16 protein-coding genes are annotated in these 15,491 nt (G+C 56.8%); 6 read left to right on the top strand and 10 right to left on the bottom strand.

The window, feature by feature from the left end; genetic code table 11:
* Window positions 1-371: 371 nt before the first annotated feature.
* From rpsI to zapE, 3 genes are all read right to left on the bottom strand, one after another.
* Window positions 372-764 (bottom strand): 30S ribosomal protein S9, encoded by a 393-nt coding sequence (rpsI, locus tag RTP97_RS19910; RefSeq protein WP_003025138.1) that lies wholly within the window; start codon window positions 762-764, stop codon window positions 372-374.
* A gap of 14 nt (window positions 765-778) precedes the next feature.
* Entirely contained in the window at window positions 779-1,207 is a 429-nt protein-coding gene (gene rplM / locus RTP97_RS19905; RefSeq protein WP_024551131.1) for a 50S ribosomal protein L13, read from the bottom strand.
* A gap of 226 nt (window positions 1,208-1,433) precedes the next feature.
* Complete coding sequence (zapE, locus tag RTP97_RS19900) at window positions 1,434-2,561, bottom strand: cell division protein ZapE (RefSeq protein WP_312416710.1); 1,128 nt, start codon at window positions 2,559-2,561, stop codon at window positions 1,434-1,436.
* Window positions 2,562-2,754: 193 nt separating this feature from the next.
* Here zapE and zapG point away from each other — a divergent pair, with 193 nt between their 5' ends.
* The 3 genes from zapG (at window position 2,755) to degS (ending at window position 5,851) form a co-directional block, all read left to right on the top strand.
* Window positions 2,755-3,153: a Z-ring associated protein ZapG gene (gene zapG / locus RTP97_RS19895; RefSeq protein ID WP_103821380.1), complete on the top strand. Its 399-nt coding sequence runs from the start codon at window positions 2,755-2,757 to the stop codon at window positions 3,151-3,153.
* Between the two features lie 171 nt (window positions 3,154-3,324).
* Window positions 3,325-4,695 (top strand): serine endoprotease DegQ, encoded by a 1,371-nt coding sequence (gene degQ / locus RTP97_RS19890; RefSeq protein ID WP_312416708.1) that lies wholly within the window; start codon window positions 3,325-3,327, stop codon window positions 4,693-4,695.
* 88 nt (window positions 4,696-4,783) lie between these two features.
* Window positions 4,784-5,851, top strand: a complete 1,068-nt coding sequence (gene degS, locus RTP97_RS19885; RefSeq protein ID WP_312416706.1) for an outer membrane-stress sensor serine endopeptidase DegS — start codon at window positions 4,784-4,786, stop codon at window positions 5,849-5,851.
* 107 nt (window positions 5,852-5,958) lie between these two features.
* On the opposite strand, the gene mdh is transcribed toward degS, so the two are convergent.
* Window positions 5,959-6,897: a malate dehydrogenase gene (gene mdh, locus RTP97_RS19880; RefSeq protein ID WP_312416704.1), complete on the bottom strand. Its 939-nt coding sequence runs from the start codon at window positions 6,895-6,897 to the stop codon at window positions 5,959-5,961.
* A gap of 423 nt (window positions 6,898-7,320) precedes the next feature.
* On the opposite strand from mdh, the gene argR reads away from it, so the two are divergent.
* Both argR and yhcN read left to right on the top strand, forming a co-directional pair.
* Complete coding sequence (gene argR, locus RTP97_RS19875) at window positions 7,321-7,791, top strand: transcriptional regulator ArgR (protein WP_103821383.1); 471 nt, start codon at window positions 7,321-7,323, stop codon at window positions 7,789-7,791.
* 378 nt (window positions 7,792-8,169) lie between these two features.
* Entirely contained in the window at window positions 8,170-8,433 is a 264-nt protein-coding gene (gene yhcN / locus RTP97_RS19870; RefSeq protein ID WP_312416701.1) for a peroxide/acid stress response protein YhcN, read from the top strand.
* 66 nt (window positions 8,434-8,499) lie between these two features.
* Here the strand turns inward: yhcN and RTP97_RS19865 are convergent, their stop codons facing one another.
* The 5 genes from RTP97_RS19865 to aaeX all read right to left on the bottom strand — a co-directional run bounded on the left by RTP97_RS19865 (window position 8,500) and on the right by aaeX (window position 13,475).
* On the bottom strand, window positions 8,500-8,778 hold the full coding sequence (locus tag RTP97_RS19865) for a barstar family protein (RefSeq protein WP_312416698.1): 279 nt from the start codon (window positions 8,776-8,778) through the stop codon (window positions 8,500-8,502).
* Window positions 8,779-8,823: 45 nt separating this feature from the next.
* Window positions 8,824-10,278, bottom strand: a complete 1,455-nt coding sequence (locus tag RTP97_RS19860; RefSeq protein WP_312416695.1) for an NAD-dependent succinate-semialdehyde dehydrogenase — start codon at window positions 10,276-10,278, stop codon at window positions 8,824-8,826.
* An 80-nt stretch (window positions 10,279-10,358) separates the two neighbouring features.
* Complete coding sequence (gene aaeB, locus RTP97_RS19855) at window positions 10,359-12,326, bottom strand: p-hydroxybenzoic acid efflux pump subunit AaeB (protein WP_312416693.1); 1,968 nt, start codon at window positions 12,324-12,326, stop codon at window positions 10,359-10,361.
* Between the two features lie 5 nt (window positions 12,327-12,331).
* Window positions 12,332-13,264 carry a p-hydroxybenzoic acid efflux pump subunit AaeA gene (gene aaeA, locus RTP97_RS19850; RefSeq protein ID WP_312416691.1) on the bottom strand — a complete coding sequence of 311 codons (933 nt, stop codon included), beginning with the start codon at window positions 13,262-13,264 and terminating at the stop codon, window positions 12,332-12,334.
* A gap of 7 nt (window positions 13,265-13,271) precedes the next feature.
* Window positions 13,272-13,475, bottom strand: coding sequence for a p-hydroxybenzoic acid efflux pump operon protein AaeX (gene aaeX / locus RTP97_RS19845; protein WP_042390018.1), 204 nt, complete (start codon window positions 13,473-13,475; stop codon window positions 13,272-13,274).
* Between the two features lie 180 nt (window positions 13,476-13,655).
* Here aaeX and aaeR point away from each other — a divergent pair, with 180 nt between their 5' ends.
* Window positions 13,656-14,585 (top strand): HTH-type transcriptional activator AaeR, encoded by a 930-nt coding sequence (gene aaeR, locus RTP97_RS19840; RefSeq protein WP_312416689.1) that lies wholly within the window; start codon window positions 13,656-13,658, stop codon window positions 14,583-14,585.
* A gap of 45 nt (window positions 14,586-14,630) precedes the next feature.
* Here the strand turns inward: aaeR and tldD are convergent.
* Window positions 14,631-15,491, bottom strand: an 861-nt coding sequence (gene tldD, locus RTP97_RS19835; protein ID WP_312416687.1) for a metalloprotease TldD, incomplete at its 5' end; no start/stop codon positions are given.

Raw genomic sequence — 15,491 nt, 5'->3', positions numbered from 1 at the left:
ATGTCAGTAGGACCAGAAAACAGCGTCATTACCGAACGTTTGTTGGCAGCGACAGCCATGAAAACCTCCAGGTATATTCAGAATATTACTGCTGCGAGCCACAGAGTGACCAGCCAGATGTAAGGTGACCCATCCACCCGAAGAGACGCATTTGAGCAAAAAGCAGCAAAAAATGAGCAATCCCCGGCATTTGGGCAGAAAATTGGATGATAGTTTACCAGATTTTGCGGGCTTTGTGGTGAGGGGATTCCGGAAATGCTGTAAATCAGGAAAAAATCAATGCTTACTGTGGATATCTTGTTTTTTGTCCATAAAAAAACCCGGCATAAACCGGGTTTTTGCGCCATTCGTTCTGCGTGAGCAGAGACAAATTAACGTTTGGAGAACTGAGGACGACGACGTGCTTTACGCAGACCGACTTTCTTACGTTCAACCTGACGAGCATCACGAGTAACGAAGCCAGCTTTACGCAGTTCGCCACGCAGGGACTCGTCGTACTCCATCAGAGCGCGGGTGATACCGTGACGGATCGCACCAGCCTGACCAGAGATACCACCACCTTTAACAGTGATGTACAGATCCAGTTTCTCAACCATGTCGACCAGTTCCAGCGGCTGACGAACTACCATGCGGGCAGTTTCACGACCGAAGTACTGTTCCAGAGAACGTTGGTTGATAACGATTTTACCGCTGCCCGGTTTGATGAAAACGCGAGCTGCAGAACTTTTGCGGCGACCAGTGCCGTAGTATTGATTTTCAGCCATTGCCATAATCCCGATTAGATGTCCAGAACTTGCGGTTGCTGTGCCGCGTGGTTGTGCTCGTTACCCGCGTAAACTTTCAGTTTACGGTACATAGCACGACCCAGCGGGCCTTTTGGCAGCATGCCTTTAACCGCGATTTCAATCACACGCTCAGGACGGCGGGCAATCATCTCTTCAAAGGTCGCTTGTTTGATACCACCGATGTGACCAGTGTGGTGATAGTACACTTTGTCAGTACGCTTGTTACCGGTTACGGCAACTTTGTCAGCGTTCAGAACGATGATGTAATCACCGGTATCTACGTGCGGAGTGTATTCCGCTTTGTGCTTACCGCGCAGGCGACGAGCCAGTTCGGTAGCCAGACGGCCCAGAGTTTTACCGGTCGCGTCAACAACATACCAGTCGCGTTTTACGGTTTCTGGTTTAGCTGTAAAAGTTTTCATTAAAAGCTTACCCAAGTAATAAGTTACACGTTGATGAACACCCAAACGTTTAGTCAGTTGAGGCTCACACGACAAAGTCCGGCAAACCTACCCCTTCGAATAGCAAATGCCAGCACATAGAAAGTTTTGGGAAAAAAACCTTCTCGTAACGTGGGGTCGCAAGATTATAGAGAAGTCAGGGTCAAAGATCGACCCCTTTTTATACTTCTCGACGAGGTTTTCGCCTTTACCCGGCCAGGTGCTCCCGGGCTAAATAGTCCTCGCTCTGCATCTCCTGCAAACGCGACAGGCAGCGCTGGAACTCAAACTTCAGCCGCTCGCCCCGGTAGATCTCATGCAGCACCGCCTCGGCACTGACCACCAGCTTGACGTGGCGCTCGTAAAACTCATCCACCAGCGCGATAAAACGCCGGGCCTCGCTCTCCATCAGCGGGGTCATCACCGGGACGTCAAACAGCAGCACGGTATGGAACATCTGCGAGAGCGCTATGTAGTCATGCTGGCTGCGGGCATCCACGCACAGAGTGGTGAAGGAGACCGCGAGCGTCTGGTTCTCTACCCCCAGCGTCGGCAGCGGGCGATGGTTTATCTCCAGCTGCGGGTGGTTTTCCCGCTTTGCTCCCGCCAGCGCCTGCCACAGCGTCTCCATCTGCTGCGCCGTCTCGTCATTCAGCGGCGACAGCCAGAGGTGCGCCTGGGTCAGCGTGCGCAGGCGGTAGTCAATCCCGGCATCAACGTTCATCACGTCGCAGTGCTGTTTGATCGCCTCGATAGCCGGCAGGAAACGCGCGCGCTGCAGGCCGTTACGGTAGAGATTCTCCGGTGGAATATTCGACGTCGCCACCAGCGTAATGCCCCGGGCAAACAGCGCCTGCATCAGGCCGCCCAGCAGCATGGCGTCGGTGATATCCGAAACAAAAAACTCATCAAAGCAGAGTACGTCGGTCTCAGCTTTAAAGCGGTCGGCCACAATCTCCAGCGGATCGCTCTGCCCCTGCAGCTGAGTCAGCTCCTCATGGACCCGCAGCATAAAGCGGTGAAAATGCAGCCGCTGTTTACGCGTGCCCGGCAGGCTATGGTAGAAGAGATCCATCAGCCAGGTTTTCCCCCGTCCGACCCCGCCCCACATGTACAGGCCCCGCACCGGCGCAGCGGAGCGTGGCTCCCGCTTGCCCAGCAGTTTGCCAAACGCTGCCCGTAGACCGCCGCCGGGAGCGGGCGTCTCCGTACGATTTGTTAGCGCCTGGTAGATGTTCTCCAGCCGGTTAACGGCTTCGCGCTGAACGTCGTCAGGCTGATGGCTGCCCTCTTTCAGGGCCAGTTGATAACGCGATGTGGGGGTAAGGCTCTGCATGATGCTATTGTTATTCCTTGATAATTTATTTGCCGCAGGTCCTGGCTGGTGAAAAAAAGGCCGTTCTACACTACGCGATGCTGTGCCAGGATTCCACTTATACGGATTTAGCGGTTATAGTGGCATAATGAGGTACAGGCAAGGAGCCTCGCCGCCTACACCCTACGGACCTACAACACAACGGGAGATGTTCATGACCTGGGAATATGCGCTAATTGGATTAGTCGTCGGCATTATCATTGGTGCTGTGGGCATGCGCTTTGGAAACCGCAAGCTTCGCCAGCAGCAGGCCTTACAGTATGAGCTAGAGAAGAACAAAGCCGAGCTGGAAGAGTATCGCGAAGAGCTTACCGGCCACTTTGCCCGCAGCGCAGAGCTGCTCGATAACATGGCCCACGACTATCGTCAGCTTTATCAGCACATGGCAAAAAGTTCCAGCCAGCTGCTGCCAGAGATGTCTGCAGAGGACAATCCGTTCCGCAACCGCCTTGCTGAATCCGAAGCTGGCAACGATCAGGCACCGGTTCAGATGCCACGCGACTACTCTGACAGCGCGTCGGGCCTGCTGCGCGGTGCGCCGAAGCGCGACTAACTCTCTAAGCCACTTTTTTTACGGGCGTACAGGCTACGCCCGCCTCTTCTTTCACCATCCCAGCTATTATTTAATCATTGACCTCATTGTTACCCGGTTGAAAATTCAATAACATCGATCCGTTTTGGAGCCTTTTTTTCCTCACACTTCAGGTCACGAGAGCTTGCATCAATGAAGAAACGAAACCCGCTGTTGAGTGCATTAGCGTTAAGTGTCGGATTATCTCTCTCGGCACCGTTCCCGGCGATGGCCTCGCTGCCCGCCCAGATCCCCGGCCAGCCCGCGCTTCCCAGCCTTGCGCCGATGCTGGAGAAAGTGCTGCCTGCGGTGGTAAGCGTGCAGGTAGAGGGAACGGCAGTCGCCCCTGAGCAGAAAATCCCTGAAGAGCTGAAGAAATATTTCGGCGACGAGCTGCCGGAGGGCCAGGCGCAGCCGTTTGAAGGGCTGGGCTCCGGGGTGATTATCGATGCCGCTAAAGGCTATGTGCTGACCAATAACCACGTCATTAACCAGGCGCAGAAGATTAACGTCCAGCTTAACGACGGCCGTGAGTTTGAAGCCAAGCTGATTGGCGGCGATGACCAGAGCGATATCGCCCTGTTGCAGCTGCAGAACGCCACCGGGCTGACGCAGATTGCCGTTGCCGACTCCGATAAGCTGCGGGTAGGTGATTTTGCCGTCGCGGTGGGTAACCCGTTCGGCCTCGGCCAGACCGCGACCTCCGGGATCATCTCGGCGCTCGGACGCAGCGGGCTGAATCTCGAAGGGTTAGAAAACTTTATCCAGACCGACGCCTCCATTAACCGCGGCAATTCCGGCGGGGCGCTGCTCAACCTCAACGGCGAACTGATCGGCATCAACACCGCTATCCTTGCGCCCACCGGCGGCAGCATCGGTATCGGCTTTGCTATTCCCAGCAACATGGCGCAAACCCTCGCACAGCAGCTGATCCAGTCCGGTGAAATTCAGCGCGGCCTGCTGGGTATCAAAGGCATGGAGATGAGCGCCGATATTGCCAAAGCATTTAACCTCAACGTGCAGCGCGGCGCCTTCGTGAGCGAAGTGTTGCCTGGCTCCGGGTCAGCCAAGGCCGGGATTAAATCCGGCGACGTGATCGTCAGCCTCAACGGCAAACCGCTGAACAGCTTTGCCGAACTGCGCTCGCGCATCGCTACCACCGCGCCGGGCACGAAGGTGAAGCTTGGCCTGCTGCGTGATGGTAAAGGCCAGGAAGTGGAAGTCACGCTGGATAAGAGCACCGCCTCCTCCGCCAGCGCAGAGAGCCTCTCCCCGGCGCTGCAGGGCGCCAGCCTGGCCGACGGTCAGCTGAAGGATGGCACCAAAGGCATCACGATTGAGGAGGTGGCAAAGGACAGTCCCGCCGCCCAGGCAGGCCTGCACAAAGATGACGTGATTATCGGCGTTAACCGCGAGCGAGTGCAGTCCATCGCCGAGATGCGTAAGGTGCTGGAGACGAAGCCAAATATCATTGCGCTGCACGTGGTACGCGGCAACGATACGCTCTATTTATTACTGCGCTAGTCCCAGGATGCCGGACATCACCGCTTCTGTGTGATGTCCGGATAAGTCGTGCTATGCTGCCCGCACCCTGTTTAACGACGTCCGCATCATGTTAGTGAAGCTATTACGATCTGTCGGTATTGGCCTAATTGTAGGTAGCCTGCTGCTGGCTGCCCTGCCCTCGCTACGTCAGCTGGGCGCCTCTTCCGCCCCACAGTTTGATAGCACCGACGAAACGCCGGTGAGCTATAACCAGGCGGTGCGCCGGGCTGCGCCTGCGGTGGTGAACGTCTATAACCGCAGCGCGGCCAGCTCGACGAATAACCAGCTGGAGATCCGCACCCTTGGCTCGGGGGTGATAATGGACCAGCGCGGGTACATCATTACCAACAAACACGTGATTAACGATGCGGATCAGATCATCGTCGCCCTGCAGGACGGCCGCGTTTTTGAGGCGCTGCTGGTCGGCTCCGATACCCTCACGGACCTGGCGGTGCTAAAGGTCAATGCCACCGGCGGCCTGCCGGTGATCCCCATCAACCGCCAGCGCACACCGCACATTGGCGACGTGGTGATGGCGATCGGCAACCCCTATAATCTTGGGCAGACCATTACCCAGGGGATCATCAGCGCCACTGGCCGTATCGGCCTCAATCCGTCCGGGCGGCAGAACTTCTTGCAAACCGACGCCTCTATCAACCACGGTAACTCCGGCGGGGCGCTGGTTAACTCCCTGGGCGAACTGATGGGCATCAACACCCTCTCGTTTGATAAAAGCAACGATGGCGAGACGCCGGAGGGGATTGGTTTCGCTATCCCCTTTCAGCTGGCAACCAAGATTATGGATAAGCTGATCCGCGATGGTCGGGTGATCCGCGGCTATATCGGTATTGGCGGCAGAGAGATCGCCCCCCTGCATGCTCAGGGTGGTGGGATCGATCAGATCCAGGGGATCGTGGTGAACGAGGTGGCTCCGGACGGCCCGGCGGCACGCGCGGGGATTCAGGTCAACGATGTGATCGTCTCTGTAAACGGCAAGCCGGCTATTTCGGCGCTGGAGACGATGGATCAGGTAGCGGAGATCCGTCCGGGTTCAGAGATCCCGGTAGAGGTAATGCGTGAGGAGAAAAAACTGCTGCTGCACGTGACGATTCAGGAGTACCCGGCGACAAACTAGCGCAGTTCCGTTTTGTCGTTCCGTAGGCCCGGTAAGCATAGCGCCACCGGGCATTGCGGTAATGCCGGGTGGCGGCTTACAGCCTTACCCGGCCTACAAGAGCGGTATTACTTATTCACGAACTCTTCACCGAGCTGGATATCTTTTTTCAGCGTTTCCAGCATCCCTTCCATTGCCTGCTGCTCGAAAGCGCTCAGGGTGCCGATAGATTTACGCTCAGCAACGCCGTTTTTACCCAGCAGCAGCGGCTGGGAGAAGAAGCGCGCATGCTCGCCATCGCCCTCAACGTAGGCGCACTCAACGATGCCCTGCTCACCCTGGAGGGCGCGTACCAGCGAGAGACCAAAGCGCGCCGCTGCCTGGCCCATTGACAGGGTTGCAGACCCGCCACCGGCCTTCGCCTCGACCACTTCCGTGCCCGCGTTCTGAATACGTTTGGTGAGATCGGCCACTTCCTGCTCGGAGAAGCTAACGCCTGGGATCTGCGACAGCAGCGGCAGAATAGTGACGCCAGAGTGGCCGCCGATAACCGGTACTTCAACCTCGTCAGGCTGCTTGCCTTTCAGCTCCGCCACAAAGGTATTCGAGCGGATGATGTCCAGCGTGGTGACGCCGAACAGTTTGTTCTTGTCGTAGACGCCGGCATTTTTCAGCACTTCAGCGGCGATAGCGACGGTGGTGTTAACCGGGTTGGTAATGATGCCGATGCACGCCTGCGGGCAGGTTTTCGCTACCTGATTTACCAGATTTTTGACAATGCCGGCGTTGACGTTAAAGAGATCGGAGCGATCCATACCTGGCTTACGCGCCACGCCTGCGGAGATCAGTACCACATCCGCACCTTTCAGCGCAGGGGTGGCATCTTCACCGGCGAAGCCCTCTATTTTTACTGCAGTAGGGATATGACTAAGATCAACCGCTACGCCAGGGGTGACCGGCGCGATATCGTACAGAGAGAGTTCTGAGCCTGAAGGCAGTTGGGTCTTGAGAAGAAGGGCTAGCGCCTGGCCGATACCACCTGCCGCGCCGAGGACTGCAACTTTCATCCTAAACTCCTTATTATGGTTAGCGAAATATACCGTTACTCCGTTGCTAAGGACATTACAACATAGGGTAAATGATAGCGATCTTCCTGCAGAAAAAACGCGCTTCAACACGCGTTTAGCATCATCTACTTTATGTTGCCCTTTCCGGCAGCATGAAAATTTCTTTCATAGCACCAGCAATGGCCGCGCAGGCGGTACAATACACCCTGTAAAGCTAGCAAAACAACAGCACTTTAATAACATTTATTTTACTTTTAATCTTATTTGTGACTCGTGACACAGGCATGTTTCTCGATAAGTTATTTTGATAAAATCCGCGGCTTTCATAACATTATTTCAGCCTTAATAATGGCAGACTATTTGCATAAAAATTCATATTTATGCATAATAATGTTGTTTCAATCGCCATTCCACGGGTGACTTATGCGAAGCTCGGCAAAACAAGAAGAATTAGTTAAGGCGTTTAAAGCGCTACTTAAAGAAGAGAAGTTCAGCTCTCAGGGCGAAATCGTTCTGGCTCTCCAGGAGCAAGGCTTTGATAACATTAATCAATCCAAAGTCTCCAGGATGCTGACCAAGTTTGGGGCGGTGCGCACGCGCAACGCTAAAATGGAGATGGTCTACTGCCTGCCCGCAGAGCTTGGCGTGCCGACTACCTCCAGCCCGCTGAAGAACCTGGTGCTGGACATCGACTATAACGATGCGGTGGTGGTTATCCATACCAGCCCGGGTGCAGCGCAGCTGATCGCACGTCTGCTGGACTCGTTAGGTAAATCAGAAGGTATTCTCGGCACCATCGCCGGGGACGATACCATCTTTACTACCCCTGCCAGCGGCTTTACCGTCAAGGATCTCTACGACGCCATTCTGGTCCTGTTCGAACAGGAGCTTTAATCCACTCTCCCCTCGCGGCTTGTCGAGGGGAATCTTTCTCTGATAGCCTGTTTATCGCCATAATCCACTGCCTGTATCTTTAGCAGAATGTGCGATCCTCTGTCATACCCTTGTCATCCAGTTGATCTAACCTTGTAGATCGCACAAAATGTTAAAAATTTATATCCATATGATTTTCTTAGATATAACTGTCATTTACTCCTCTTAAAACCCCGTTTTTATTCCCCTGCGTTATAAGAAGTTAAATTAATGTGACGTAATAACCCATGAAACCATTAGCATGGTATTAATTTTTGCGGTGATTAGTGTATACTTGATTTTGTGATGAGGGTCACGAAATAAGACCCCAGTAAATAAGAATCAGACGAGGTAGATATCATGAAAATCAAAACAACTGTAGCCGCTCTGAGTATCCTTTCCGCACTCTCTTTCGGTGCTTTTGCCGCCGACTCTATCAGTGCTGGCCAGGCTCAAGGCCGTCAGGCAATCGGTACGGTCTCTGTAGGTGCAGTTAACTCCTCACCAATGGACATGCGCGACGCGCTGAATGAAAAAGCGCAGGCCAACGGCGCATCTTCATACCGTATTATCGAAGCACGTACCGGCGATCACTGGCACGCCACTGCCGAACTCTACAAATAAACCCTCGTCGTATAACCTACGACTTGCCCCCGCCTGTCGGGGGCTTTTTTATGCCTGCTGATGGCCTCAGGCGCGCACGTTAAAGCGCAGCATGCCTCCCAGCTCCTCTTCGGCTTCATCAAAGAGCAGGATCAACGCACCAAAACGGCGACGCTGTTTTTCATGAAGGTGCACAAACTCGATCTCAAGCGGCATCGGCAGAGCGTCAGCCTCACCGGTTATCACCTCCCACAGCGAGTCCAGATTATTCACCTTTGTCCGATCGATAGTAAACGTACGGCAAAATTCGCAATAAAAGGCGTTCTGATCGTCAATCTCGTCGAAATCAAACGTGTAAATATTCATTATTCGCCACCCTGCCCGGATGGGCGGCCTGTGCCGCCCCAGCGTTTATAATCCTCCGAGATGAAGAGTTTTAACCTCCAGGTACTCTTCCAGCCCCAGCACCGATCCTTCGCGGCCCAGACCAGACTCTTTCACCCCGCCAAACGGCCCCAGTTCGGTAGATACCGCACACTCGTTAACCCCAATCATCCCAGCCTCCAGCGCCTGTGAGACGCGGAAGACGCGCTGTAGGTTTTGAGTATAGAAGTAGGCTGCCAGGCCAAACGGCGTATCATTGGCGCGATGAATGACCTCATCCTCAGTAGTAAAGCGGAAGCAGGCGGCTACCGGACCGAAGGTCTCCTCTGACGCCAGCTTCATGCTGTCGCTACAGTTAGTCAGCACCGTTGGCTGCCAGAAGTTTCCTCCCAGCGCGTGGGTTTTACCGCCTGCCAGCGCCGTTGCGCCTTTCGCTATGGCGTCCTCAACGTGCTCGCGCACCTTATCCACCGCCGCCGACTCGATAAGCGGCCCGACAACGACGCCCTCCTCCATGCCGTTACCCACTTTCAGGGCGTTAACCCGCTCGGCAAGCTTGTTCACGAATGCGTCATAGACGGCTTCATGGATATAAAAACGGTTAACGCTGACGCACACCTGCCCGGCGTTGCGGAATTTATTGGCAATCGCCCCCTCTACGGCGGCATCGATGTCCGCATCGTCAAAGACAATATAGGGCGCGTTGCCTCCCAGCTCCATCGATACCTTTTTCATGGTTTCAGCGGCGTTACGCACCAGGGTTTTGCCCACCGCCGTCGAGCCGGTGAAGGAGATTTTACGCACCTGCGGACTGGCCATGATCGCATCGCTGATCTCAGCGGTGGTGCCTGCGACGGCATTAAGTACCCCGTCCGGGACGCCCGCTTTTTTCGCCAGCTGTACCAGCGCAAACGCGCTAAGTGGCGTATTGTTAGCGGGCTTGATGACGCCGGTACAGCCTGCGGCCAGCGCCGGACCAAGCTTGCGGGTAAGCATCGCCATCGGGAAGTTCCACGGCGTTATAGCCGCCACCACGCCAATCGGCTCGCGGGTCGCCAGGATGCGCGAGCCGGGTTTAATTTGTGGGATGATCTCACCGTTGGCACGCTTGGCCTCTTCGGCGAACCACTGAATGAAGCTGGCGGCGTACTCGACCTCTCCCTCCGCCTCTTTCAGCGGCTTGCCCTGCTCGCTGGTCATCAGCTGCCCCAGCCAGGTTTTGTTCTCAATAATCAGTGAGTACCAGCGGTAGAGAATGGTGGAGCGCTCTTTCGCAGTTTTCGCCCGCCAGGCAGGAAACGCACGCGCGGCGGCGGCAATCGCCTCCTCGGTCTCTTTTTTACCTGCTTTAGCGACCTTTGCAATCACTTCGCCGGTTGCCGGGTTGGTTACGTCAAAGGTGTTATCCAGCGTTTTCCATACGCCGTCTACAAAATAGCCTGTCTGAAAAAGCGCATTGTCCTGAAGTGCCTGGGTTGCCATGCGTCCTCCGATCCCCGTTAATGAATGACTCCGCTAAGTATAGCTACAAAAAAACCGACGCTTCTGGCGTCGGCTTTAGCTTAACGAGTAGTCAGTGCAGACTGGTATTTATGGAGCACATCCACCAGCCGTCTCACCGGGTGGGTGACCTGCTCCGGCGCATCCCAGGTGCGGAGTTTCTCCTGATACACCTCAAGCTCCTCCAGCAGCTGGCTGAAGTAGCGGCGGCGCGTCTCATCGCTGCGGGCGGCAATGACGCTGTCGGCCGTACGGCGTAGCTGGCGGTGGAAGGCAGAGAGATCCGCATTCACCGGGATCGGCGCATCACGCAGGCGCTGGTGGGCGATAATCATGGTTAGCGCCAAACGGAATTTACCCACGTCCCCCGGGAACTTGTTCAGCAGTAAAAAGAGCTGCTGGTAAAGCGCGGGCAGGTGGTTCTCTCTGCGTCTTGCCGTGTTGGTGGTCATCGCCGAGACCGCCGCCGAAACAAACTGGTTCAGCAGCACGCGGCCGGTACGCGCCCGGGAGTTATCCCGCACCAACAGGATCACCAGCAGGGCCAGCACGCAGCCGACGATCTGCCCCAGCGCGCTGTCGAGAAAGCGGTTGAACTCAAAGGTCATCGGGTTATCCAGCACGAGGATGTTGATGGTGCTCGCCAGCGCCCCCAGCGATCCCAGCCGCCGCTTCTGCACCTCGATACCGATAAAGAAGGCCAGCACCGCCAGGCTGATGCAGAGCAGCAGCATACTTTGCTGGGTGGCAGGCATCACCACCAGAAAGTAGAACGCCCCGATGGGCAGCGCTGCCAGCGTGCCGTAGACAAAGTCCATCGCCACCATGCGCGGGTTGGGCAGGCGCATCGCCAGCGAGGTGACCACCGCAATCATGATCATCGCCCCACTGCCCGACGTCCAGCCGGTCCAGAGCCAAAACAGGGTGCCGACCATGCAGGAGAGCGTGGTGCGCCAGAAGTTGACCATTGCATGGTGACGCTCTGCTGATTCCGCTTTAACCACCGCCTCGGTGCGTAGCACCTCCTCCTCGGCAGCACTGATGCGGGTATTGCCGATTACTCCACGCTTAAGCAGTAAAAAGCGCGTCGCCGCCCCCACCCAGCTGTAGATAGTGATGGGCGTATCGCGCTCGCCGGTCCAGGCAATCACCCGGCGCATCCGCTTAAGCTGCTTATGCACGTCCTGCACCGTCTCTACCGGCGTAGCGAACAGCTCCCGGAACGTATCGGTGACGAGCTCCGGACGCGACTGCTGCATCAGCCAGGTTTCACACGCCTGGGTAATCAAAGTCAGCGATAGAGTGTTAATTACCTTCAGGCGGCGGTTAGCACGCGTCCAGCGCGACGACTCCATATTAAGGTTGGTACGCATCCCGCCCAGAGCGTTGGTGCGCCGCACCAGCGCCCCCCAGGCCTTATCCATCTCATCGCCGTCACCGTTCTGCACGCAGAGCTGCATCAGCTGGTACTGCGCCAGCAGCAGGCTGTCCAGCTCGCGGTCGATCTCCTGCTTCACCGAGCGCGGGGAGAAGAGCAGATCGGCCACGATGGCGCAGACGATACCAATGACGATTTCGCTGCAGCGCTCAACGGCGAACTGCGGAGTCAGCAGCGGTTCGGCCTGCACGGTAATAACGATAATCAGCGCGGTGTAGCCTGACAGCCCCCAGGCGTAGGAGTTCTCTACCCGCACCAGCGAGGAGACCCAGGTGCAGAAGCCCGCCCAGAGGCAGCAGACCATTAGCATCACCAGTGGGGCGCGGATCATGCCGATGATCATCACCAGCGCGGCAACGCAGCCGATAAAGGTCCCGGCGATACGCAGCATTCCCCGGTAGCGGATCGCCCCTGAGTAGGGTTCACCCCCGGCAGCAAAGGCCGGGCCAGCGGCCACAATCGCCGCCGTCAACACCGCCCAACGCGGCGTTTCAAGATTAAAGTGGAAGCCAACAAACAGCGCCAGCACAATGGCGCACGCCAGCTTGATGGCAAAGCGCACGTGCTGGTTGGCGATGGAGAAGATGCCCATCGCGCTTAGCCCATCTCACGCAGACGGTGTGCCAGCTTGCGGAAGAAGGAGTCCTGGCTGGCATCCCGGTCTTTTTCACCGGTGATCACCACCGTGGCGGTGGTGCCCGCTGGCCACAGGTTACCCGGCTGGCTGTCGAGGCGGATACGCACCGGCACACGCTGCGCCAGGCGGACCCACTCAAGGTTAGAGTCGATTGTCGCCATCCCTTTGGCGTCGCGGCTGCTGCTGGCGTTGGTCACCCCGGCAGCGATGCTGTCCACCGTGCCTTTCAGCACCTGGTTACTGCCCAGCGGCGTGATCTCGGTCCGGTAGCCTGGGCGCACGCCCTCCAGCTTGGTCTCTTCCATGTAGGCCAGCACATAGAAGGAGTCGTGTTTCACCAGCGCTACCGCCGTTGAACCACGGGTAATAAACTCCCCGGTATAGACGTTCAGGTTGGTTACCCAGCCAGCGGACGGAGCGCGGATCACCGTCCGCTCCAGATCCAGCTTCGCCATATCGCGCGTAGCCTCGGCTTTTGCTAACTGATGGAGTACGGTTTGCAGGACGTTATTCGCCTGGTCAATCTCTTCCCGGGACATCGCCTGAATGCCCAGCTTATTGCGTCGCCCGGCTTCCCGGCGTTTTTCCGTGGCCAGCGCCTGGTAGTAGGCGACGTCCGCCTCGGCCTCTTCCAGCGCTTTCTGGTAGCGCGGCTGGTCGATGGTAAAGAGCACCTGGTCTTTCTTCACCAGCTGGTTATCATGGACCTTCACGTCGGTAATTAGCCCGGCGACATCGGGCGCAATCGCCACCACATCGGCGCTAAAGCGCGCATCGCGCGTCCAGGGGGATTCGGTGTAGTAGACCCAGGCACGAAAAATAGCGATGAAAGCCAGTACCACCAGAATCACGGTGATGGCGGTACGGGAGATATTTTTAATAAACGTTTTCACATCAACCTCAGACGAACAGGCGCGACAGTAAGTAGAACAGGCAGCAGTAGAGCGCTGTATTGAACAGGGCTGGATGCCAGACAAAATCGTAGATCCCGGTAGGGATCAGCACGCGGCGCACCAGCCAAAAGAGGGCCAGCGATAACAGTAGCTCGAAGAATATCGGCGGGAACGACAGGCCGAAGACCACGATAACGGGAAACAGACTCATGTTGACCTTGATTAGAGAGCGTGCAGGCGATGGTTTATTATTCACGTCACCGCAGGAATAAGGGCCAGAGGGGCCGGGCGAGAGTGACGTGTCTATTACTCAGCTAACAGTATTTTACCGTAACTGTTATGTTGTTATCTATATTGTGTTATCTAAATCACTTTTAAGCCAGAGTGAACAATGGAAAGATTAAAACGCATGTCGGTGTTTGCCAAAGTGGTCGAGTTAGGATCGTTCACCGCCGCTGCCCGACAGCTACAGATGAGCGTCTCCTCTATCAGCCAGATCGTCGCCAGGCTGGAGGATGAGCTGCAGGTTAAGCTGCTCAACCGCAGTACCCGCAGCCTGGCCCTAACCGAAGCGGGCAAGATCTACTATCAGGGCTGCCGCCGGATGCTGCACGAGGCGCAGGACGTGCATGAACAGCTCTATGCATTTAACAATACCCCTATCGGCACCCTGCGTATCGGCTGCTCGTCCACCATGGCGCAGAATGTGCTCGCCAAAATGACCGCCGAGATGCTGCGCGACTACCCCGGTCTGACGGTAGATCTGGTTACCGGGATCCCTGCCCCGGATCTGATTGCCGACGGGCTGGACGTGGTGATCCGCGTGGGCGCGCTGCAGGATTCGAGCCTCTTCTCCCGACGTCTGGGGGCGATGCCAATGGTGGTCTGTGCGGCAAAAAGCTATCTGGCGCAGTATGGCGTGCCCGAAAAGCCAGCCGATCTCGCCAACCATTCATGGCTAGAGTATAGCGTGCGCCCCGACAATGAGTTTGAGCTGGTCGCTCCGGAGGGGCTATCGACAAAGATCGTTCCTCAGGGCCGCTTTGTCACCAACGATCCCATGACCCTCACCCGCTGGCTGACGGTGGGTGCGGGGGTGGCCTACGTGCCGCTGATGTGGGTGATCGACGAGATCAACCGCGGCACGCTGGAGATCCTCTTCCCGCGCTACCAGTCGGATCCGCGTCCGGTCTATGCCCTTTATACCGAGAAAGATAAGCTGCCGCTGAAGGTGCAGGTCTGCATCGATGCGCTGACAAACTACTTTGTTGAGGTGTCGCAGGTGTTTCAGGCGATGCGCGGACGCGCAAAAGAGAAGTGAGGAATTTCCTGCCGGACATCGCCGGCAGGATAAGATGAGCAGGCGTTACGCCGTGCCGCCGACGGTTAAGTTGTCTACCTTCAGCGTTGGCTGGCCCACGCCCACCGGCAGGCTCTGCCCCTCTTTACCGCAGACGCCGACGCCGCTGTCGAGTTTGAGATCGTTGCCGACCATCGAGATCTGCTGCATGGCTTCAATGCCGGAGCCAATCAGGGTTGCGCCTTTCACCGGCGTCGTCACCTTGCCGTTCTCGATCAGATAGGCTTCCGAGGTGGAGAAGACAAACTTGCCGGAGGTGATATCCACCTGGCCGCCGCCAAAGTTCGGGGCAAAAATCCCGTACTCTACCGACTCGATGATCTCTTGCGGGGTCGATTTCCCGGCCAGCATATAGGTGTTGGTCATGCGTGGCATCGGCAGATGCGCGTAGGATTCACGACGGCCGTTGCCGGTCGGCGCTACGCCCATCAGACGCGCGTTGAGCTTGTCCTTCATATAGACTTTCAGGATGCCGTTTTCGATCAGCACGTTGTACTGGCCCGGCGTACCTTCATCGTCGATAGAGATCGAGCCACGGCGGTTCATCATGGTGCCGTCATCAACCACGGTGCAGAGTTCAGAGGCCACCAGCTCACCCATCTGGCCGCTGAATACCGAAGTGCCGCGACGGTTAAAGTCCCCTTCCAGGCCGTGACCTACCGCCTCATGCAGCAGCACGCCCGGCCAGCCCGCGCCCAGCACCACCGGCAGGGTGCCCGCCGGGGCTGCGACCGCAGTAAGGTTCACCAGCGCCATGCGTACCGCCTCTTTGGCCCAGGCATCCGCACGCGCTTCGCCATCGGCGTCGCTGAGGAACCACTCATAGCCAAAACGACCGCCGCCGCCGCTGGAGCCGCGCTCGCGTTT

It is taken from the genome of Pseudescherichia sp., assembly GCF_031998825.1.
In the GTDB taxonomy this organism is placed as follows: domain Bacteria; phylum Pseudomonadota; class Gammaproteobacteria; order Enterobacterales; family Enterobacteriaceae; genus Pseudescherichia.
Note: the sequence above shows the minus strand (reverse complement) of the source record. Positions and strands in the feature narration are given on the sequence as shown.